The organism is Tropicimonas isoalkanivorans (assembly GCF_900112335.1).
Classification (GTDB): Bacteria; Pseudomonadota; Alphaproteobacteria; order Rhodobacterales; family Rhodobacteraceae; genus Tropicimonas; species Tropicimonas isoalkanivorans.
Genome location: NZ_FOLG01000001.1, coordinates 428,710 through 449,006 on the forward strand (window position 1 = coordinate 428,710; position 20,297 = coordinate 449,006).

The following is a 20,297-nucleotide window of genomic DNA, read 5'->3' on the forward strand; positions in this document are numbered from 1 at the left end:
GCGGATTTATCGACCAAACGGCGCTTCGGTCGTGAATGGGTCTATCATTCCGGCCCGTTCGCCCCCGTCGCGATACATCACCACGCGGTGCATGTTCCCGCCCTGAATGAGCGAGGTCCATTCGTAGCCGATGAAGCTGGTGAATAGGCCCGGTTCGTAAGCCTCTTCGGCCGCGTCGATCTGACGTTGCCAGACAGAGCGAAACGGTTTGGACCCGGCTTCCACGGCGAGGGCCGGCGAAACCACGTCGCCCCGCGAGTAGGCGTCGATCAATTCCAGCGCCGCCGCGACGCCCTCTTCGCCGCCATTGGCAATCATGGTGGCAATTCGGTTTCCTTCGGAATCAGACATGATGCTCGGGTCCTGCGCGAAGATCAGGTCGAACAGCCCCATATTGTCGGAATGATCGGCAACCACCAGCCAGTCCAACGGCCTCGACAACCGCGCCATGAAGCCGGTGGTAGCCTGAACCTCCTGCCCCTTTGCAAACCGGTATGCAGCGCGGGCGTCGAGCCGGTTACCGAACGCCCCCGCATCGAAGGAGGTAGACGTATGCAGGTGCGAGTCACCCCACAGTGGGCGGTCTGGGATCCCGCGCCCGGCGTAAGGCGAATATGACGATCCCGGGAAGGCCTCGGTCAGGGTCGACCCCTCGGGTGACGGTTCGAAGGCCAAAGCAGCACTCGCGCTGAGGAAAAGTGCGGCTGTTATATATGAATATTGCTCCACGCTAACCTCCTGCGGAATTTCATTTCAAAATAATATTAACTTAAGCAATAAGCATTTGGCGAGGCGAAACTTGTCCAAACGACCTGATATGGTGGAAATGCTTGGCAATCGGCGCGCTGATGATCGAGACCAACGACGAATGGGGCGTGGCGTGCCGACACGCGGGGCTGGAGACGCTGGCGCGCATCACCGATCATCCCATTGTCAGGCTGCCCGCCGTGGTCGCCCGACCAATTTTGGCCTGTCCGAAGGCGGATGCTCATGAATCGCGCGTCGGTGCATGGCCATTGGAGCAGGGCACGAGGGCCAGGCGAATGGCGCGAGGAGCCAACGATTGACATGTTCGTGCATCTTTTCGCGGGCTTTCGTCAGCAGCTGAGCGATCTCGAATGGAAACGAAAACCCGCGGCATCAGAAGACGATCCGCGCGCGCAATCCAACAATGGTCAGGTTGCCAGATCCCGGATTGAGCAAGGGGTTCTTGACGAACTGGATCGACGGCGTGATCTGGACGTCTGGCGAGATGTTGAATCGATAGAAGGCTTCTGCCGTGACTTGTCGGTCGTCGAAACCCTCCGCCTCCGCCCAGTTCAGGCCGATGGCCGCCAGGTCCTGGTTGCGTCGGTACCAGCCGAGCCCCGTGGACAGGGACCGGTTGTACAGCGACGCCGTTCCGTCGGAGACACCGGCCCGGACGAACGGCATCCAGGTGTTGTCAAAGAACCAGGCGGCCGAGACGGTCCCGCCTCTGTCCTCTGCGCGGGTGCCATCTTCGGATTCGTCCGATTGCCAGAAGGTCAGGTGCACATTGTCGAAATAGAGCCGGTCCGAGCCGCTGGTGTAGCCGATTTCGATCGATTTGAACGTTTCGCCCGTCTCGAACACATCAAAAGCCGGTTCCGTCGGGTCGCCGTTCGCGTCAGCGACCGCACCGACGACGTAGAAAGTCTCCCCAAGCTTCGCACCGGCGGCGATGCCAAGACCAGGATTGGGGGCGTTGATGGTCGGATTGGTGTTGAAGGCAAGGTTCTGGAACGCGGTGTAGGGGCTGACCAAACCGTAGACATCAACGAAATCCGTCACGTCGATCTGGCCAATTTGCAGGGTCCATCGACCTTCCGGGTCCCGCTGTGTCCAGAACAGGTTGGTCAGCATGGTGCCGTTGTCATTGAAGGCGGTGCCAGTGATCGAGAGAGCGCCGATGTCGAAGCCGTAGACCTGCGGCGCGATGGCTCCATAGGCTTGGCGGCTTTCAAGCTTGAACGTCAGGGCGCCGGTCTCGGTCGCCTGCCAACTGCCGTAGACGCGCAGGATGCCACTGCCGGCCTCGCTCTCGCCAAGATCGCTGTCGCTCCATTGGCCCAGGGCGAGGTAGTCGAGATTGAAGCGGAAGCCGTTCTCTGCGAGGCCCTCCTTCCAGGCGAAATAGCCGGGCAGGACATTGCGAGGAAAATCCGTTCGCGGCTGCGGATCGGTCAGCCCGTCGCCAGGTTTCAGGTCGGCAGCGACAGAGGATGGGCCCGCAAGCCCTTGTGCCACAACGGTTGCCGGCGCGAGTGCCGTCACGATAAGCGCAGCGATGCGAATGGCTTTCAAACGTGTGTCCTCCGACCGATGGCGGCTCAGGTCTCTTTGAGCGATGAGAGTTGCACCGTGTGTTCGAACTGGGCCGAACCCTCGGCATCGAGACAGGTGAGAATGACATTCGTCCCTTCTGGATCTTCCCACCGGATGTCTATCTCTCCGAAGTTGACCCCCGTGAACGGACCGGCCACCCGTTTCGAGTTTTTCAGCTCGGCATAAGCAGGTGTGGAATGTGTCAAACCGCTGGAGGTGAAATCGGTCAGCGGATAAGGACCCTCAGTCGTCCGGGAGACTTCGCTGAAGTGTACGTTTCCGGACAGGAGGATCACGCCTTCCGCATCCGTTTTGCCGACCAGGTCGAACAGTTTCCGACGCTCCGCGGGGAAATTTCCCCATTCCTCCATCGCCTTCTCATCGGCAACGATCTGGGTGCCGGAGGCGATCAACCGGAGCTCGGCAGGTTTCTGCAATTGCTCGTCCAACCATAGCCATTGCGCCTCACCAAGCAGGGTCGCGTCGGGATCGGTTGCAGGCAGATACTGGCCGCGGATATTCAGGGCGGCTTTTTCCTCCGCGCTGCGCGGATCGGGGCTGTAGGGCGATTTGAATGTCCGGCAGTCGAGCAGAATAATCTGGACGCGGCGCCCCTCAGGGCCGTAGGTCATCGCGTCGTAAATCCCCGGCCTGTTGCGTCTTTCCGTGTTCGGAGGCTCACCGAAGAAATCGAGGAAGAGCTTTTTCGACTGTTCCTTGAGTTCGAACTCGGCACCACCGTCATGCTTGCCGAAATCGTGATTATCCCATGTGGCAAGCATCGGAACCTGCTCGCGAAAAGTCGCGAATTCCGGGATCGCTGCCAATTGGTCCCAATCTGCGCGGAGACTTTCTTCGGTCGCTATGAAGACCTCGTCTCCGTGCCAGTCCCCGTAGATCGCATCTCCCAGGAAGAGGAAGAGGTCCGGCTCGCGACGCGCAATTGCGTTCCAGATCGGTTGTGGCTCCCACTGTTTGGCGCACGAGCCAAAGGCAATGCGCGACAGCGTCTGGGTGGAGGTCTGTCCGATGGCCCGGGAAAACGGGCCCGCAGTCATGCCGGTGGCAACTGCGGACGATAGGAAAAGACGTCTTGTCAACACTGGATCAACGCCTCATTTCAGATCGCGCTTTTATTCCAAGGGATTCGGGGCGCGTGGGAAATTTCGGAGGCGATACGTCCAGTACTTCCGCCACGCTTCAGTTCGAGTCTCCGTTTTTATTCTGAGGCAGTTGCCCAGATGCGCGCAGGCGCTCCACAATGGCCGCCGCCCACGCATTTTCTTGCCGGGAGTCGGCGGTGTCCTGTAAATCCTGCTTCGTCAGAGTCCCGGTCGCCTCCATCTCGTAAGCGGCGCGCATGGGCACCAGGCCGTCGACGACCTGAATGTCATGTGTCGTGTCGGACAGGCTGAGGCGTCCCCTAACCTGCACAGGTTCGTGCATGGTCGCCGGGCGCCAATCTCCCTTGAGCAAAACCCGCACCATTTGATTGGGTTTGGGCGGTGGCGTGTGGCTGCACATCCCGCGTTCAGGGACGAGGTATGCGACCGGCGTGCCGTCATCCGCCGGGGGCGCGGGAATGGCGTACCCCGCCAGAACGACCAACTCGCCATCGAGCGCGGCATTTCCGGCTTCGGCGGCTTTTTTGCGGCGTTCCGCAACCACCCAGCGCTGCGAAAGAAGGTTGGGGGCGTCGATGCCTTGTTCTGCCAACGACGCCTTGGCGTCATTCAGCCGCGCTTCGATCTCATCGCGGGTCTCCGTGGCCGATACGCCATCTTCAAGCGTTTGCTCCGCCTTTGCGACGACACGCAGTTTTTCGAGTTGTTCGAAGCTCAGGTCGCGAAACGGGTCTTCATAGAGCTGTGCAGTCGGATCGATCAGATCGGGCCACGTGATCGGCGATTGCGCCGCTGCGACATGGGCGAACAGGCATCCGACGAGGGCCAGGAGCGTCTTGCGCATGTGGGGCGTACCTTTCCTGCGTTTCCATTGGCCATCATTCCGTTCGGAAAGATGACTGTCAGGGAAGCCCAGTCGATGGGCCTCTCCGTCAAATCAGCTGAAGGAAGAACCACTCCACCGGTGCCTCAAGGATAGATGCCCGGCTCGCGAACCGCCGGCCGGTACATGATGCTGTCGGTGTCGACCATCGTGTTCTTGTAGGCGCGGCCATCCTTCATAACGAGTTGCAGCTTGCTCTCGTCGAGGATCAGGTTGATGTCCTCCAGCGGGTTGCCGTCCCAGATCAGGATGTCGGCATAGCTGTCAGGTGCGATCTGCCCTAGGTTGTAGGTGGGGTACGGGTCCTTGGGGCCGGACCATTTCAGCACGATCCCTGCATTGCCCGTGTAGTGCTTCAGCGCCTGTGCAGGCGTATATCCGACAGACGTGGGGCAAACGATGTCTTCCTTGATCTTCTCGACAAGTCCGGGGCTGAACATATCGGAGCCACCTACGATGAACATGCCATACTCGTTCATCCACTTCGACATCCGACGCACGCCTTCGCCGGCCGCAACGCCCTTGAGCTTCTGCTCATGGGTGAAGAAATCCGGCATCGTCTCATAGCTGCCGAAGGAATTGACACTCATGTAGCACTGGAAGCTCCAGACGATGTCCTGGCTCTCGTTGTACCTGGCGACCATGCGCTTCACCATGTCCTCCGAGATCAGGAAGCCATGCTCGAAAGAGCGGGTGCCGAGACGCAGGTGACGGTCATAGCTTTCGTCGAAATAGGCATGGACCGCGACATAGGTTCCGTTGTCCTTCGCAATCTCGTTTGCCCGCGCCGCTTCATCTTCGGCGAGACCGAGGATTTCCAGCGGGTCGAATTCGCTGGCCACGCCGCCGCCGCCCATGACCTTCAAGAACGCGGCCCCGCGACGGAAATTGAACCGTGCCGCGCGGGTCACGTCGTCAACGCCGTCCACGACCCACGTCATCTGCGTGGCCTGCCCGACATCCTGATTTTCCTCCAGGAGACGAGCGGGGTAGTTGCGTGCCGCCCAGTCACTATGACCGCCAGTCTGGCCGATCGCGCCACCGGATGAATATATCCGCGGCCCCGGCAAGAGACCCATGTCGATGGCCTTGGCGACATCCAACGGATCGCCCGCAATGTCCCGGATCGTCGTGATGCCCTTCATGAGCATGTTCTGGTTGAGATGGTGCTGCGCAAAGGCGCCACTTGCAGCTTCGTCCCACCTGGCAATGAACGAGCCTGTGCCTTCTGGCATGTTCAGCATCACGTGCTGGTGCATGTCGATAAAGCCGGGCGTCATCGTCTTACCAGTGCCGTCGACCTCGAATGCGCCCTCGACCTCGATCGGGTCGGTGGAGACCTGAGTAATCACGTTGCCCTCGACGAGCACGTTGGCATCCTCGATCAGGTCCGGACCGAACCCGTCGAACACGTCGACATTGGTGAAAAGGATCGGTGGCGGCCCGTCTGCCTCTTGCGCCAGCGCTGCAGACGTCCCTCCCACCAAAACCGCACCGATGACTGCGCCTGTCTTCATTCTCGCGAGCATTCCCGACTACCTCCCATTGCCTTAATTCTGATAGTTCAGATCTGATGGTTAGGAAGCGCTCACCGGCCCGTCTTTCTCGGTCGTGACTATGTCGCCAATTGGTAAAACGAGCCGATCCTGCTGCGGCGGGATTCGAAACCGGCACCGCGGGAAATCAGCTCTTCTGCAGAGCGCGGCGGTACTCGGACGGCGTGAGGCCGGTTTGACGGCGGAACGCCCGGCAAAAGTGAGCTTGATGGGCGTAACCGAGGCAGTAGGACACGTCGGCGATCGACATGTCCGGCGACTTCAGGTGCTCGACAGCTGCCGTCGTCCTCCGCTGCGCAAGCAACTCTCCGAACGTCGTGTTTTCGCGCGCCAGGAGCCGTTGCAGGGCGCGCGGTTGCACGTCGCAGATCCGAGCTATGAACGTCAGCGATACATGCCGGTCTCCCAGATAGCTGTCTATAAGCTTGGTGAGCGCACCGGCCGTGTTGACCGACAGGCTATTGAAATCATCTTCGGCGTTCGCTTGCTCGGCGGTCTCGAGCGATCTGACCAGATCGTCGTCGTGGATCGCGATCACCGTCTCTGAATGCTCAAAGCGCAGGTCGGTCTTGCCGACATCGAACAGGGCTTCGGTCTCTTTCCGGTGGAAAGTCTGCAGCCAGATCTGCATGGGCTGCCAGGCACGTCCCAGAACGCTCCGAATGGTGGAGAGCATCATGTAGACGACATAAAGTTCCGTCTGACGCGCCGAGATCTCGTCGCCAGCGATTGGCCCACGCTTGAAAAGCAGGGCGTTCCGACGACGTTCGACGTTGAACGAAGCTTCCGAATACTCGTCGTTCGCGGCACGGCAAAAGGCGCTTAGGCGGGTCGCAAGCGTTTGAGTGGAGAGGACATGCTCGGAAAACTGTCCGTAATCGTCCAGTGCCGCGGAAGCGGCCGCTGTCCAACCGATGTCAAGGTGCCCAGTTCTGACGGCGCAATGCCTTGCTACCTCGCCGAGTTGCCAAATCGTCGTTACACCGTTGGCCCGCTCCAGCACGCCGTCGCTCAGGCCGGCGCGGTCCATGACTGGACCTTCGGAAAGTCCCGTCGCGCGCAGTGCATCGACGAAGTGGGCACTGTACCGGGCGCGTACCAAAGGTATCATCGAAGTAAGGCTGTCATCAGTCCTCCACGCCCTAAAGAAGTCAACGCTGAGCCTTCTCGAAGTACGCCTGCCCCTCGGTCATCCTAACACGGAACGCACGGCTTAGGTATCGCCATAGAGATTGGGAGGACCCGGCCGCGGTCCGATCGTAGTGTGCGGCCGAGTCCGGACTTTTCCGACCAGTACCAGCTACGCGATGCCGTATGCCCGCGCCGGCCATGAGGTCAGCAAGTCGCGATCTTCAGGGCCAAGACCGTTGCGCAGACGACCCCGACCTCTGCCCCACTTACCCAATTGTCGGATCTCGCCAAGGCTGTGTCAGGGCTTGAAGTCGAACCCGTTTTTGTCGAGGCCGCATCCGCCACGGGCGCAGGCGAACGCACTCACCCCTGTGTGAGAGCGACGACAGGTGGCACAGCCAAATCAGGTGAAGTGAACTGCAGAGAGTCCCCCGAGACTTCGGCCACAGGTTCCATTGGGTCGCTTGGTCCGGCGCAATGCCACGTCGGATCGGCGGGAATCGTCTTCGAAGTTTGCAACGACCAGTCCCATGTCTTTCCTCTGTCGCATTGGCGTTATAGTGTAACGTCAAATTCACGAAGCAGGAGTGCCTCCATGATCGGCCGTATCGCCATTTTTGCATCGCTCGTGGCGACGCAAGTGTATTCACAGGAACACCGCGAACTCGGAGCCCATGAGCACGGCGTGGGGCAAATGGACATCGCCATCGAAGGGACGCGACTCTGGATGGAGTTGCACGCACCCGGGGCGGACATCGTCGGTTTCGAACACGCGGCGGGAAACGCCGACGATCGCGCCAAGATCGACAGCGCTGTGGCTCTTCTGGCCCGGCCGCTCGACCTGTTCGTGTTTCCTTCCGCAGCCGAATGCACCGTGGTCGAAGCCAAGGCGGAGATTGAGGCCGAAACGCATGAAGAGAGCGGGGAGGAAGGCGGGCACGATCATGACGAGGCCGACGCCCATGACGACGACGGCGGGCACACGGAGTTCCACGCCGAATACGCCCTGGATTGTGCCAACCCGTCGGCCATTGATAGGATCGCGTTCGCTTATTTCGAGACCTTCCCGAACGCGCGTGAACTCGAACTGCAGGTCCTGACGGAGACGGGCGCACAGGCCTTCGAGATCGAACGAAACGCCCCGGTGCTCGAACTTGCCGGACGCTCGTAACGGCCCAGCGCCCGCCATCGCCATGACGGAGGTCCGGTTCCGGTGGCCGGGGCGGGCCTCCTTTGCGATCGATGTGCCGGCGTTCCGGCTGGAGCAGGGTGAGAGCGTCCTGCTCCTCGGCGAAAGCGGCTCGGGAAAGTCGACGTTGCTCTCGCTGACCTGCGGAATCGTCGCCGCACAAGCCGGCCGGATCATGGTCGCAGGAACGGACATCGCCTCTCTGCGAACCGGTGCGCGGGACAGATTCCGGGCGGAGCAGATCGGCGTGATCTTCCAGCAGTTCAACCTGTTGCCCTATGCCCGGGTACTCGACAACATCCTGCTTCCGCTGCGTTTCGCTCCTGTTCGGCGTGCGCGGGCGGGCGACGGCCACGCCGAAGCAGAAAAGCTGTGCGAGTCCCTCGGGCTTCCGGCCCGCGTGCTATCTTCCGCGGCAGGCAGGTTGAGCGTCGGCCAGCAGCAGAGGGTCGCGGTCGCCCGCGCCCTGATCGGCCGGCCGCCCCTCATCGTCGCGGATGAGCCGACCTCCGCGCTCGATGCCGCGACACAGGACAGCTTCCTGCACCTGCTATTCGCCCAGGTGCGCGAGGCCGGGTCCTCTCTCCTCATGGTCAGCCACGACGAACGGCTTGGCAGCCGTTTCGACCGGGTGATCCACCTCGAAAGCGTCGTGAACACCCAAGGAGCTGATGCATGATCCTTCGGCTCGCAATCGGCTCGCTTCTCGCCCGCGCGCTGACGGTCGGCATGACCGTGCTCGCGATTGCGCTGTCGGTCGCTCTCTTTCTCGGGGTTGAGAAGGTGCGCACTGGCGCGCGCGCAAGCTTCGCCGACACGATCTCGGGCACCGACCTGATCGTCGGTGCCCGCTCCGGTTCGGTCCAGCTGCTGCTTTATTCGGTGTTCCGCATCGGCAATGCCACCAACAACGTCACTTGGGAAAGTTACCAGGACATCGCCACCCGGCCCGAGGTGGACTGGATCGTGCCGATCTCGCTCGGTGACAGTCACCGGCAGTTCCGCGTCATGGGCACGACGCCGGAATTCTTCGATCGCTACAAGTATCGCGGCGGACGTGCGCTGACGTTTGCGGCAGGCCACAGCCTCGGGGATCTCTACGACACCGTGATCGGCGCGGATGTGGCCGACACACTCGGCTACGCGGTCGGTGACCCCATCGTGGTCTCCCACGGGCTTGCATCTTTCACCGCGCACAGCGATCAGCCGTTCCGCGTTGCCGGGATCGTCGCCAAGACCGGCACGCCGGTCGACAGAACGGTGATCGTGAGCCTCGAAGCGATCGAGGCGATCCACGTGGACTGGCAAAGCGGTGCGCAGATCCCGGGCAAAACCACACCGGTCGACGTGATCCGAACGATGGACCTGACGCCGACGGCAATCTCCGCCGCGCTTGTCGGCGTGAAGTCTCGGCTTCAGGTCTTCAAGCTCCAGAGATGGATCAACGAATACCCCGAGGAGCCGCTACTGGCGGTGCTCCCCGGCGTGGCGTTGCAGGAGCTCTGGCAGATCGTCGGGATCGCCGAGAAGGCGTTGATCGGTGTCTCGGCGATGGTCGTGGTTACGGCGCTTCTGGGGATGATGGCCATGATCCTGTCGAGCCTCGGTGAACGGCGGCGCGAAATGGCCGTCTGGCGCGCAATGGGCGCACGGCCGGCGACGATCCTGTCGCTGCTGGTGCTGGAGGCTGCGTTGATGGCCGCGGCGGGTGCGGTGCTCGGAGTTGCCCTGCTTTACGCGGGGCTTGCCCTGGCGCGTCCCTGGGTGGACGCAACCTTCGGCATCTGGCTCCCCATCGAGCCGCCGGATGTACGCGAACTCTGGGTTCTCGCAGGTGTGATCGCCGCAGCGGCGCTTGCGAGCCTTGTTCCGGCGATCCGGGCCTACCGGATGTCCCTCGCTGATGGCATGATGGTGAGGATATGACTCGATCGATCCTTCTCTCGCGGCGGTCCGTCCTGCTGCTTGGCACGGCGGGCCTCGTGCTGCCGTCCCGCGCGCGCGCCGCGCCGTTCCGGGAAATCACCTGGGAAGACCTGATCCCACCCGGCGTCCCCTATTCCGAGATCATCGGCGAGGGCGAACTCGACCAGGAAAACGACACCTGGAACCCGATCTTCGACGAGAACGCGACGAAGCTGAACACGGGCCTGGAGGGCGAGACGGTCAAGCTGCCGGGCTACATCATCCCGCTGGATGTCGGCGCCGACGGCGTCACAAGCTTCGTCCTGGTGCCCTACGTGGGAGCGTGCATTCATGTCCCGCCGCCGCCGCCGAACCAGCTTGTCTTCGTGACGACGCAGGTGCCCTGGCCGAGCGACGCCCTCTGGGACGCGGTGTGGGTGTCGGGGCGGATCAGCACCGGGCTGCAATCAACCGAGGTGGCAGAGATCGGCTACCAGATCGCTGCGGAAAAGATCGAGCTCTACCAATGGCTCGACTGAGTCTTCCCAGGCGCACCGTGTCTTTCGGGATCGCGGCCTTTGGGTTCGTTCCCCTGCGCGCCGTTGCCTCGGAGGAGGTGGTCGATCTCGAATGGAGCGACCTGGTGCCCAAGGGCGAAACATCGCTTCCGGCCGAGTTGCAGGGCCTGGTGCAGCACGATCAGGGCGCGCTCATGAGCCAGCAGCCGCAATCGTCAGGCGTACGGACCGACTGGAATGGCAGGACCGTCCGACTTCCCGGCTACATGGTTCCGCTCGACTTTGACGGAACCGGCGTAACCGCGTTCATTCTGGTGCCCTATGTCGGCGCGTGCGTCCACGTCCCGCCGCCGCCTGCAAACCAGCTTGTGCTCGTCACCACCGAACGCCCCTACGAAACGGACGGCCTGTTCGAGCCGGTGACCGTGACGGGGATGTTCGGCACGGCGGCGGCATCGACTGAACTTGCAGACGTTGGGTATGCGCTCTCCGCCGATAACATCGAAACATACAAGGCGCGTTAGGCGATTGCGGGCGCAGCCCGACCGGCAGCGAGATTTCGCGTATATGCGGTTGAGCCAAGTGCCAGCGTCCGGCCAGAGGAAAGGCAGGTCTTTCGGGAAACGTGCATGTCCGGTTCCTCTGGCATGCTCGCGTGAACTGCGTCGGGAACAGAAAGACTACCGCCGCCCGTCCTTTGAACCGGCGGCGGTTCTGAAATCAGTCCAGGGTATTCTTGTAGATCACGCCGTGCTTCATGATGACGTCGAAATTGTTTTCAGGATCGCTCACCAGATCTAGGTTCTCCAGCGGATTGCCGTCGACGAGAATTAAGTCGGCATAGGCGCCTTCCTCAACCACCCCGAGCGGACCGAGCGGATAGGGCGTGAGTTTACCCGAAAGCGCCAGCAATTCGGCGTTGTCGCAGGTGGCCATCTTTAGAGCCTCGTAGGGCGTGAACCATGTCTGCAGCTTGGCAAGCTGCGCGCCCTGCCTCGAGGCCAGATCGGCGCTGAAGAGCGTGTCCGTGCCAAAGGCGATCTTCACGCCCAGTTCCTTGGCCGTGCGGTACACGAAATCAGTGCCGTCGGTGACGAACTTGTACTTGGCCTTCTGAAAATCGTTCAAGGTTGGCGCATCCTCGTCATCCAGGAATGGCTGCATGCTGAGCCAGGCGCCTTCGTCCTTGATGCGCTGCAGCGTTTCTCGCGTTGCCATGTGACCGTGCTCGATGCTCTTCACACCCGCGTCGAGAGAATGGTTGACGGCCTCGTCGTTGATCGCGTGGGTCAGAACGTAGGTGCCCCAGTTTTCTGCCTGCTCAACTGCCGCCTCAAGCTCCGCCAGCGTGTATTGCTTGACGTGGATCGGATCGTAGGTGGAGGTGACTCCGCCTCCGGCCATCAACTTGATCTGCGTTGCCCCCTGCATGAGGTTCTCGCGCGTGCGCCGCAGCACTTCGGGAACACCGTCGGCGATGTAGAACATGTCGGAGGTCTCGAAGGGGTTCAGTTTGTCCGGCGTGGCAGGCACGTCCTTCGTCGTGCGGAAATCCATGTGACCCGCCGTTTGCGAGAGTGCGGGGCCGGAGGGAAAGACCCTCGGCCCCTCTATCAGGCCCTCGTCTGTCGCGCGGGCGATATCGAACATTGGCCCTGCGGCGTCGCGCACGGTCGTGAAGCCGCGATAGAGCGTGTCACGCTGCGCGGCCGCGGTCTTGAGGTTCCAATAGCCCTCATTGGTCGCCATCAGCTGGGCAATCGTAGCCGTCGCAAAAACGCCATGCCAATGCGCATCGATCAAGCCTGGCATCAGCACACGGCCATCGGCCTCGATGACGGTGGCGAACTCGGGCGGCTCGATGTTCGGACCGATGCGGGTGATCAAGGGACCCGCCATAAACACATCCTGGCCTTCCACAAGGTCAGGAGCACATCCCGTGAAGATCTTTGCGCCGCGGATCAAAACCGCACTGGGCGCAGTGTCCGACTGCGCCTGAGCTTGAGGCGCGCAGACGGTCGCGAGAGCCGTGGCCCCGCAGAGAAGGGAATGTAGAAAATAGCGTTTCATCCTGATTTCTTTCCTTGGTAAATGCCCGCAATCCGCAGCGACATGATGTGCAGTCGCGATTGCGAGTGTGCCCGTCATTTTGTCTTCTGTCGCGCACCATTTCGTATTGCGACACCTGACGAACCGGCATTGCGCCCCGAGGTGACCCATGACCTCCGCCTGGAGACGCTGAAGAATTTCCCGGTATTCGGAGGCGCGTTCAGGCATACCCTGCCGGCGTGCACGTGCACATTCGGGCATTTCCGGTTCATCGTGGATCGGAGCGAATACCGAACTGCTGCGAGACGGGCCGCGCGATCTCAAGGTCCCAATCGAGGAAATACCGCGTCAGCCTTCGCTCATACCCATCCATCTCCCGCGTGCCTCGAAGGCCCTGCTCCGGTGCAGCACGTTCGACGGGGCGCGAGCCCGTTGGAACAGGCAATTACGCAGGCGAAATCGGTTCGTTGTGGCCCAATTCCCAGTTGTTTCCGAGCCTTTGGCAAATTGCGCTTTACCTGCTACTCGATCCGCTCAGTTGCTATCGCGACCGTATTCCGATCGAAGAGCATCCTGCCTGGCATTCATCTCAGGTGTACTCCATTGGTCGAACGCGGCAGCCGGGATTGAAGACGAAAAGATCGGCGATCATGCCTCCTGCATCCGGCCACGCTCCTGCATCGCCATCAGCGCCGTACGGAGCCTGTCAATCGGCGTGATAGGCGCGGCCGGCGGAGTCGAAGAGATGCAACTGGCTCGTGTCGAAGCGCAGGGTTACGACGTCCCCCGGCGCGACCTGCGACCGTCCGTCGTCCAGCGCGATCACCGAGGTGCCGTCGCCGAGGCGGGTGTAGACCAGCGTCCGGTCTCCAAGATGTTCCACCACGGTCGCCTCGCCCTTTGTGTCGCCCTCGCCCGTCGTGACATGGACCGCCTCCGGCCGTATCCCCAGTTCGTAGGCGCCGTCATCGGGTATCGAGATGGTCATCGCCACGCGGGATCCGTCCCCGAGGGTTGCGCTCGCTTCTTTGCCTGAGGTCGATACGTCGGCGTCAAGGAAGTTCATCCCTGGATTTCCGACAAAGCCGGCAACGAAGCGCGAAGCAGGATAGGTGTAGACTTCCATCGGCGTTCCGATCTGCTCGATCCGGCAGTCGTTGAGGATGACGATGCGGTCGGCGAGCGTCATCGCCTCGGTCTGGTCGTGGGTGACGTAGATCATCGTGGCCGCAATGCGTTGGTGCAACTGCGCCAGTTCCACCCGCGTCCGCACCCGAAGTGCGGCGTCGAGGTTTGACAGCGGTTCGTCGAATAGAAACGCCGCCGGCTCCTTGACGATGGCCCGGCCGATCGCCACCCGCTGGCGCTGCCCGCCCGACAGCTGGCTCGGACGGCGGTCGAGAAGCGCGTCCATCTCGAGGATGCGCCCGGCATCCTCGACCCGTGCGGCGATGTCCGCTTCCTTCATGCCCACGTTTCGCAGGCCGAAGGCCATGTTGTCCCGCACGGTCATGTGGGGATAGAGCGCGTAGTTCTGGAAGACCATCGCGACGTTCCGCTTGCCCGGCACGAGGTTCTGACATTCCTTCCCGCCGATCAGGAGCTTGCCTCGGTCGATGGTCTCGAGCCCCGCGATCATGCGCAGGAGCGTCGATTTTCCCGACCCCGAGGGCCCCAGAAAAACGACGAACTCCCCTTGCCCGACCTGAAGGCTGATGTCCTTGATGACCTCGACGGCACCGAAGCTTTTCGAGACGTTCTCTAGTGCGATTTCCGCCATACCTTACCCCTTGATCCCCGCACTGAGCGTAATGGCCTGCGTGACCCGCCTCTGGAACAGCAGGTAGGCCAGCGCGACAGGGAAACCGGCGAGGACGGCCGAGGCCAGCTGCCGCGCGTAATAGACACCGAAGGCGTCGCTGACCTGGGTGATGCCGACCGTGATGGTCATCATTTCGGTCCGCGTGACCGCCAGGAACGGCCACAGGAAGGCGTTCCACGCCCAGATGAAGGTGACGATGGAGAGCGCCGTGGTCACGCCCCAGTTCATCGGAATATAGACCTTGGTGAGGATCCGGAACTCCGAGGCGTTGTCCATCACGGCCGCCTCGCGGAACTCTCGCGGGACCTGGTCGAAGAACTGCTTGTAGACGATGATGACCACGGGGTGGATAAGCTGCGGCAGGATAATCCCGGCCCAGGTGTTCAGCAGCCCCATGTTCGCGATCAGCACGAAATGATTGATGATGAGAACCTGCGTGGGCACCATGAAACTCGCCAGGATCAGCCACCAAAGCGGGCGCCGTCCCGGGAACCGAAGCTGGCTGAGGGCATAGCCTGCGAGGAGTGACGTGGAGACGGTCAGGACGGTCACGCCAAGCGCCGTGACCACCGAGTTCAGGTACCAGCTGCCAATCTGCGTCTGTGTCAGGGCGAACCAGTAATGGCGTAGAGTCGGGTTCTCGGGCCAGAGCTCGATATACGGCCGCACGACTTCGTCCTCGAGCTTGAAGGACGAAACGATGCCCCAGTAGATCGGGAAGGCCCAGATGAGGGCGGCGATCACCGTGATGATGGTGATGATCCCTCCCGCGATATTGTAGCGTCGCGTCGTGTCAGGGGTCATGTCTTGCGCTCCGCCAAACGCAGGAGCTGGAAATTCAGCACGGAGACCACAATGACCATCACGAAGAGCACCACCGCGATGGCCGCGGCCCGGCCACCGTCATCGTTCTGAAAGGCGCGCTGGTAGATGTAGTAGACCATCACGAGGTTGTCGTTCGGTCGCCCTCCTGTGGTGAACAGGTACACCTGGTCGAAGATCTTCAGCTGAAGGATCAGCTGGATCGTCAGAACCAGCGCCGTGACGGGCCATAACAATGGCCACGTCAGCTTGCGGAAGACGGTCCAGCGGCCGGCATTGTCCAGCTCTGCCGCCTCGTAGAATTCCACCGGGATTGCCCTGAGGCCTGCGAGAAACAGCAGGATCGAGAAACCACAGGTCCACCATATCGTCACGAAGGCAACGGCCGGCATGAACCAGGTCGACGTCTTGAAGATTGGAATGCGGTCGATACCCAGGGCATCGAAGAGGTGCATGGCGATGCCGAACTGGAAGTTCAGCGTCCAGTCCCAGATCCGGTAGACCACGGAGACCGGCAGGATGTAGGGCAGGAAGAACAGGGCCAGCACGAGAGACTGAATTCGGCCTGAGAGCCGCGTGATGCCGAGGGCGATGGCGAGCGCCACAAGCGTCCCCGGAATCACCGTCAGCAGAACGAAGTAGGCCGTGTTCCAAAACGCCGTGCCGAAGCGTCGGTCATCCGGCAATCGGGTGTAGTTGTCGAGTCCGGTCCACTCTGCAGACTGCGGTCCGAAGCTGATGAGCGGCGCATCCTGAAAAGACAGGATGAACATGTTGATCGTCGGATAAACGAAGATCAGACCGTAGATCACCAGGAACGGTGCAATCAGGACATAGGCGATCAGCGTGTCATTTTTGGTGTTGCGGATCACGTCTGGTCCTCCCATTCGAACCGGCCGTCACAAGAAAGGGGCGCGCGCTCGGCGCACGCCCCCCTCCCGGGAGTATTACATGTCGTTAAGTTCGTATTGGATTTCCTCGACCGCTTTGGCCGGGTCCATCTCTCCGTTCAGCGTCGGAACGAAGTACGTGGACATCACATCGAACATCGGACCGGCGACACCCGAGAATTCGCTCTGGGGGTCGAAGATCATGTTCGCCGTCAGGGAGGAGTAAGTCGCATTGGGCTCCATCTGGGAATACTCCTCGGACGCCGTCACGCCGGAGTTGGCCGGGATGTGGCCCGCGGTCGCCCAGAAGAGCGAGTTTTTGGAGATCCAGGACATGACTTCGAGGACCGCATCGCGCTTGGCCGTGCCTTCATCCACGCCGTTGTTGGCGGGGATCGCGAAGGCGTGGCTGTCGGCGTATGTCGAAGCGTGGTCGAAGATCACCGGCAGCTCAACGGCGCCCCAATCGAAAAGCCTCCCCTCGTCGGCAAGATCCTTCATCGTCGGGACTTCCCAAACGCCGTTGATCATCATCGCTGCCTCGCCCGAGGTGAAGAGCGCGACGGTCGCGGGATAGTCGGTATAGGTCGACTGCCACTGGTTTTTGGTCCATTCCTGCAGCACGGTCAGCGCATTCTGCAGCTTTTCGGCATTGTCGCCGGCCAGGAACTCGCCGTCGGTCAGGAGCTCGCCGTCCTGCTGGCCCATGAACGAGTAGATGGTGCGGTACATGAAGTTTCCGTCGGCCGTTACCGACCCCAGCGGATACTCGACGCCCGCATCCTTGAGCGCAGCCAGGGTTTCCTCGAAGCCTTCGCGGCTGTCGAGCCCCATGGGCGTGCCATCCTCGTTGAGCCTGCCGGCTTTCTTGAGGAGTTCGCGGTTGTAGTAGAGCACGATGGGGTGCGTATCCAACGGCACCGCGTACTGCTTCCCATCGACGGTCACCGCGTTCCAGGTGGCTTCTGCGAAGTCCTCCTGGCTCAGGCCCATCTGCTCCCAGTCGGCATCGGTGATGGGCTGGATCACGCCCTGGCTCACGGCCAGCGGAATGCGGCTGGCGTGGTAGGTCATGATGTCGGGGGCTTCGCCGACGGCGACCGAGGTCTGCACCTTGCTATAGAAGGGGACACCCCATTCGAGCGTGGTCGCGTCGATGGCGATCTCGCCCTCGTGGGCGGCGTTGAAGTCCTCGATCAGCGACTTCATTCGAACGCCGTCGCCGCCGCTCAGAAAGTCCCACCAGACTACGGTTTCCTGCGCCTGCGCCGCCGTCGCAAGCGTGGCCCCAAGGGCGATTCCAATCAGTTGTTTCATCTTTCCTCCTCCCATACAGCGACCGGTCCCGGTCCGAGATCGATGTTACACGACTGCCAGATCCAATCAACGATCTGTCGGTATATACCCGATTTTATGGTACGGTCGTCAAAGCCCTACGCGGATCATGGAATAGCTGTAGGGCGGCAGTGTTGCGCTGAGCGAATTGCCTTCGATGCTCACGCCGTTGCCATCCTGCGGCACCACCGTGTCCGGCGCCTCCTTGGTGTTTCTCGCCTCCAAGTCGTCATGCCGGATCAGGGTATGGCTCACTTCCTTCGGCGTGCCGAACCGTTCGAGCGAAAGCTCGACCTCCAGGGGCTCGCTCCCGTTCCGGTTGATCGCGAAGAAGGTCACGCTGCCCGCCTCGGCGTCGTGGACACCTGCAATGTCGAGGTAGCTGACCCCTGCCGCCATGTCCGCGTCATAGGTCGGGCAATCAACGTCCAGTTGCAGAGCGGTACCGCGGCCATGGCGCGACGCGAGCTTGAACGGGTAATAGATCGTCTGCCGCCAGGCCGGCCCGCCCGGCTCCGTCATGATCGGAGCGATCACGTTCACGAGCTGCGCGATGCAGGCGATGCGCACCCGATCCGACCGGCGGATGAAAGTGTTGAGGATGCAGCCCACCTGTAGCACGTCCTCAAAGTTGTAGACGTCCTCCAGGATTGGCGGCCAGTACTTCCAGTCCTTGCCCTCCAGGTAGACCTGATCCTGCTTGCGGGTGTGATACCAGACGTTCCATTCGTCGAAGGAGATTTTCACATCTTTCTTCGACCGCTTCTTGCCCTTCACAAAGTCGATAACGCCACTCACCGTGCCGATATAACGGTCCAGTTTCTCAGGCAGAGCAAGGAAGTTCGCCGTATTTTTCTCGTAGTTCTCGAAGTACATATGCAAGGAAATATGGTCGATGTTGTCGTAGGTCTCCTCGAGCACAGTGGCCTCCCACTGCGGATAGGTCGGCATGTCCGAGTGAGAGGAGCCGCAGACCACGAGTTCCAGGTCGCTGTCGAACGCGCGCAGTGCCTTGGCCGTCTCGTTCGCGAGGTGCCCGTATTCGCGGGCCGTTTTGTGGCCGACCTGCCAGGGGCCATCCATCTCGTTGCCGAGGCACCAGGTCTTCACCCCCCACGGGCTTTCCCGACCATTCTTGCGGCGCATGTCTGACCAATAGCTGCCGCCGGGATGGTTCACGTACTCGACGAAGCTCCGAGCCTCGTCGAGCCCGCGCGAACCGAGGTTGACTGCCAGCATCATCTCCACGCCCGCCTTCTCGGCCCAGTCGGCATACTCGTGAATGCCCACGTGGTTGTTCTCGAGCGTCTTCCACGCGAGATCCAGCCGTGTCGGCCGGTCTTCCTTCGGACCGATCCCGTCCTCCCAATTGTAGGCGGAGACGAAGTTGCCGCCCGGATACCGGCAGATGGGCGTGTCGAGTTCGCGTACGAGGTCGATAACGTCCGTCCGCATCCCGCTTGCGTCAGCGCTTGGGTGATCAGGTTCGTAAATGCCGGTGTACACGGCCCGGCCAAGATGCTCCAGGAACGACCCGTAAAGCCGTTTGTCGATATCCGCGATTGCATAGCGCGAATGCGCTGTGACACGTGCCCTCATGGCATCCCCTCCCCTATGTACCCTGATTTCAGGTTTATACCGTACTTTTAGGTATGGTTGCCGGGCGACAGCCTCGCAGTCAAGGCTTTTCTGCGCTCTCAGCGCAGGCGCATCGTGATGTCCTGATCATAGTTTCCGAAGCCACGCCCGAAGATGTTCATCCCTCCGGGATGTTCGGCGTCTTCGCGGACGCCGATCCGGACCCGGATGGATCGGTGCCTGTCGACCTCTAGATCCTTCAGCGTTACATCCGAAACCCGCACCCCATCGACGTAGGTGCCGGTGCCGTTGATTCGCCACGTCTTGAGCTTGCCATATTGCGATCCCGCCAACTTCCACCAATCGGGGGTGAAGACGCCCCGCTTGTCGCCGAAATCGCCGGGCGAGGTCCATGTGGCCACGTGTGTCCCGTTCACGCTCAACGAGATGTCGGAGGGCCAGTCGGCGGAGGTGCCCGGCACCTCGGAACTTAGCTCCATGGAGAACTCGAGCGACTGCACCGGCTTATTCAAGAGCTTGGCATTGTTGGGAAACTGGTACTCGACAAACCCCCGGGTGAACCAAAGGAGCCCCGCCCGCATACGGTCGGGATCGAGAAAGGTATCAGGCACGTCAAGGAGGCCGATGACCCCGTCTGCGGAGCACAGCCCGCACGGAGCAGTCACCTCGAAGTGCGAATACAGACCCAGCGGCATGGAGACCTCGATCTCGTCGTCGCGAACCTCCGGCCCCTGATCGCTGAACGCCACGAGGATCTCGGTGAAGACGGACCGACAAACCTTCTGACTGCCCTTCCGCGCTTTCTGGATGTCCGTAACGACGAGGCCGACGGTCTCGAGCACCTGAATGTTCGAAGAAATCGTGGATTGGGGAAGCGAAAGTTCGGCCGCGACCTGGTTGACGTTCATCGGTCCGGACTTCGCCAAGAGTTTCAGGATCGAAATGCGGACTTCGCTTGCGAGGCCCTTGAGAACATCGAACTGATCAATAGGATCGACGACGAGCAGTTTGTTGGTCATCGGGATGGCTTTCTCCGGCAGTCAACGCCCTTATATGTATCCGGTAAGCGGATATGAAAAAAGAGCCAATCGCCCGTTAAACGGGAGCGGCGACGTTTTCCGTCGCCTT

The 20,297-nt window shown here is 61.3% G+C and carries 19 protein-coding genes; 6 read left to right on the forward strand and 13 right to left on the reverse strand.

Features of this window, described 5'->3' with window-relative positions:
- Positions 1–6: 6 nt before the first annotated feature.
- The gene (locus tag BM075_RS24720) at positions 7–729 is read right to left on the reverse strand and encodes a DUF3604 domain-containing protein (RefSeq protein ID WP_245758713.1); all 723 of its coding nucleotides are present in this window, start codon (positions 727–729) and stop codon (positions 7–9) included.
- Positions 730–848: 119 nt separating this feature from the next.
- On the opposite strand from BM075_RS24720, the gene BM075_RS02005 reads away from it, so the two are divergent.
- Positions 849–1,067 (forward strand): hypothetical protein, encoded by a 219-nt coding sequence (locus BM075_RS02005; protein ID WP_177208199.1) that lies wholly within the window; start codon positions 849–851, stop codon positions 1,065–1,067.
- Between the two features lie 73 nt (positions 1,068–1,140).
- Here BM075_RS02005 and BM075_RS02010 read toward each other — a convergent pair whose 3' ends face one another.
- The 5 genes from BM075_RS02010 to BM075_RS02030 all read right to left on the reverse strand — a co-directional run bounded on the left by BM075_RS02010 (position 1,141) and on the right by BM075_RS02030 (position 7,020).
- Positions 1,141–2,325, reverse strand: coding sequence for a carbohydrate porin (locus tag BM075_RS02010; protein WP_245758714.1), 1,185 nt, complete (start codon positions 2,323–2,325; stop codon positions 1,141–1,143).
- A 26-nt stretch (positions 2,326–2,351) separates the two neighbouring features.
- Positions 2,352–3,404: an alkaline phosphatase D family protein gene (locus BM075_RS02015; protein WP_093358943.1), complete on the reverse strand. Its 1,053-nt coding sequence runs from the start codon at positions 3,402–3,404 to the stop codon at positions 2,352–2,354.
- Between the two features lie 142 nt (positions 3,405–3,546).
- Positions 3,547–4,314, reverse strand: a complete 768-nt coding sequence (locus tag BM075_RS02020; RefSeq protein ID WP_093358944.1) for a DUF3299 domain-containing protein — start codon at positions 4,312–4,314, stop codon at positions 3,547–3,549.
- A gap of 125 nt (positions 4,315–4,439) precedes the next feature.
- Positions 4,440–5,870: an amidohydrolase family protein gene (locus BM075_RS02025; protein WP_177208214.1), complete on the reverse strand. Its 1,431-nt coding sequence runs from the start codon at positions 5,868–5,870 to the stop codon at positions 4,440–4,442.
- A 166-nt stretch (positions 5,871–6,036) separates the two neighbouring features.
- Complete coding sequence (locus BM075_RS02030; RefSeq protein WP_093358949.1) at positions 6,037–7,020, reverse strand: AraC family transcriptional regulator; 984 nt, start codon at positions 7,018–7,020, stop codon at positions 6,037–6,039.
- Between the two features lie 615 nt (positions 7,021–7,635).
- Between BM075_RS02030 and BM075_RS02035 the strand changes: the two genes are divergently transcribed.
- From BM075_RS02035 to BM075_RS02055, 5 genes are read left to right on the forward strand one after another with little or no spacing between them, the layout of a single operon-like run.
- On the forward strand, positions 7,636–8,211 hold the full coding sequence (locus tag BM075_RS02035; protein ID WP_093358950.1) for a DUF2796 domain-containing protein: 576 nt from the start codon (positions 7,636–7,638) through the stop codon (positions 8,209–8,211).
- A 22-nt stretch (positions 8,212–8,233) separates the two neighbouring features.
- Positions 8,234–8,908: an ABC transporter ATP-binding protein gene (locus tag BM075_RS02040; protein WP_093358952.1), complete on the forward strand. Its 675-nt coding sequence runs from the start codon at positions 8,234–8,236 to the stop codon at positions 8,906–8,908.
- On the forward strand, positions 8,905–10,155 hold the full coding sequence (locus BM075_RS02045) for an ABC transporter permease (RefSeq protein WP_093358954.1): 1,251 nt from the start codon (positions 8,905–8,907) through the stop codon (positions 10,153–10,155). The genes BM075_RS02040 and BM075_RS02045 overlap by 4 nt, the downstream gene beginning before the upstream one ends.
- A complete protein-coding gene (locus BM075_RS02050) occupies positions 10,152–10,673 on the forward strand; it encodes a DUF3299 domain-containing protein (protein WP_093358956.1) in 522 nt (173 codons plus the stop codon). The genes BM075_RS02045 and BM075_RS02050 overlap by 4 nt, the downstream gene beginning before the upstream one ends.
- A complete protein-coding gene (locus tag BM075_RS02055; RefSeq protein ID WP_093358958.1) occupies positions 10,661–11,176 on the forward strand; it encodes a DUF3299 domain-containing protein in 516 nt (171 codons plus the stop codon). The genes BM075_RS02050 and BM075_RS02055 overlap by 13 nt, the downstream gene beginning before the upstream one ends.
- A gap of 196 nt (positions 11,177–11,372) precedes the next feature.
- On the opposite strand, the gene BM075_RS02060 is transcribed toward BM075_RS02055, so the two are convergent.
- The 7 genes from BM075_RS02060 to BM075_RS02090 all read right to left on the reverse strand — a co-directional run bounded on the left by BM075_RS02060 (position 11,373) and on the right by BM075_RS02090 (position 20,188).
- Positions 11,373–12,551: a metal-dependent hydrolase family protein gene (locus BM075_RS02060; RefSeq protein WP_218152797.1), complete on the reverse strand. Its 1,179-nt coding sequence runs from the start codon at positions 12,549–12,551 to the stop codon at positions 11,373–11,375.
- Between the two features lie 856 nt (positions 12,552–13,407).
- A complete protein-coding gene (locus BM075_RS02065) occupies positions 13,408–14,481 on the reverse strand; it encodes an ABC transporter ATP-binding protein (RefSeq protein ID WP_093358962.1) in 1,074 nt (357 codons plus the stop codon).
- Between the two features lie 3 nt (positions 14,482–14,484).
- Positions 14,485–15,327 carry a carbohydrate ABC transporter permease gene (locus tag BM075_RS02070; RefSeq protein ID WP_093358964.1) on the reverse strand — a complete coding sequence of 281 codons (843 nt, stop codon included), beginning with the start codon at positions 15,325–15,327 and terminating at the stop codon, positions 14,485–14,487.
- Positions 15,324–16,217, reverse strand: coding sequence for a carbohydrate ABC transporter permease (locus BM075_RS02075; protein WP_245758715.1), 894 nt, complete (start codon positions 16,215–16,217; stop codon positions 15,324–15,326). The genes BM075_RS02070 and BM075_RS02075 overlap by 4 nt, the downstream gene beginning before the upstream one ends.
- 75 nt (positions 16,218–16,292) lie before the next feature.
- Positions 16,293–17,552 (reverse strand): extracellular solute-binding protein, encoded by a 1,260-nt coding sequence (locus BM075_RS02080; protein ID WP_245758716.1) that lies wholly within the window; start codon positions 17,550–17,552, stop codon positions 16,293–16,295.
- Positions 17,553–17,660: 108 nt separating this feature from the next.
- Positions 17,661–19,169, reverse strand: a complete 1,509-nt coding sequence (arfA, locus tag BM075_RS02085; RefSeq protein WP_093358970.1) for an arabinosylfuranosidase ArfA — start codon at positions 19,167–19,169, stop codon at positions 17,661–17,663.
- Positions 19,170–19,267: 98 nt separating this feature from the next.
- A complete protein-coding gene (locus BM075_RS02090; protein WP_093358972.1) occupies positions 19,268–20,188 on the reverse strand; it encodes an ArsR/SmtB family transcription factor in 921 nt (306 codons plus the stop codon).
- Positions 20,189–20,297: the final 109 nt, after the last annotated feature.

Coding starts and splice junctions, on each gene's coding strand:
- BM075_RS02020 (WP_093358944.1), bottom strand. CDS start 4,314: ATGCGCAAGACGCTCCTGGCCCTCGTCGGATGCCTGTTCGCCCATGTC.
- BM075_RS02065 (WP_093358962.1), bottom strand. CDS start 14,481: ATGGCGGAAATCGCACTAGAGAACGTCTCGAAAAGCTTCGGTGCCGTC.
- BM075_RS02080 (WP_245758716.1), bottom strand. CDS start 17,552: ATGAAACAACTGATTGGAATCGCCCTTGGGGCCACGCTTGCGACGGCG.
- BM075_RS02055 (WP_093358958.1), top strand. CDS start 10,661: ATGGCTCGACTGAGTCTTCCCAGGCGCACCGTGTCTTTCGGGATCGCG.
- BM075_RS02045 (WP_093358954.1), top strand. CDS start 8,905: ATGATCCTTCGGCTCGCAATCGGCTCGCTTCTCGCCCGCGCGCTGACG.
- BM075_RS02090 (WP_093358972.1), bottom strand. CDS start 20,188: ATGACCAACAAACTGCTCGTCGTCGATCCTATTGATCAGTTCGATGTT.
- BM075_RS02005 (WP_177208199.1), top strand. CDS start 849: ATGATCGAGACCAACGACGAATGGGGCGTGGCGTGCCGACACGCGGGG.
- BM075_RS02040 (WP_093358952.1), top strand. CDS start 8,234: ATGACGGAGGTCCGGTTCCGGTGGCCGGGGCGGGCCTCCTTTGCGATC.
- arfA (WP_093358970.1), bottom strand. CDS start 19,169: ATGAGGGCACGTGTCACAGCGCATTCGCGCTATGCAATCGCGGATATC.
- BM075_RS02035 (WP_093358950.1), top strand. CDS start 7,636: ATGATCGGCCGTATCGCCATTTTTGCATCGCTCGTGGCGACGCAAGTG.
- BM075_RS02060 (WP_218152797.1), bottom strand. CDS start 12,551: ATGGCGGGTCCCTTGATCACCCGCATCGGTCCGAACATCGAGCCGCCC.
- BM075_RS02050 (WP_093358956.1), top strand. CDS start 10,152: ATGACTCGATCGATCCTTCTCTCGCGGCGGTCCGTCCTGCTGCTTGGC.
- BM075_RS02030 (WP_093358949.1), bottom strand. CDS start 7,020: ATGATACCTTTGGTACGCGCCCGGTACAGTGCCCACTTCGTCGATGCA.
- BM075_RS02025 (WP_177208214.1), bottom strand. CDS start 5,870: ATGAAGACAGGCGCAGTCATCGGTGCGGTTTTGGTGGGAGGGACGTCT.
- BM075_RS02070 (WP_093358964.1), bottom strand. CDS start 15,327: ATGACCCCTGACACGACGCGACGCTACAATATCGCGGGAGGGATCATC.
- BM075_RS02015 (WP_093358943.1), bottom strand. CDS start 3,404: ATGACTGCGGGCCCGTTTTCCCGGGCCATCGGACAGACCTCCACCCAG.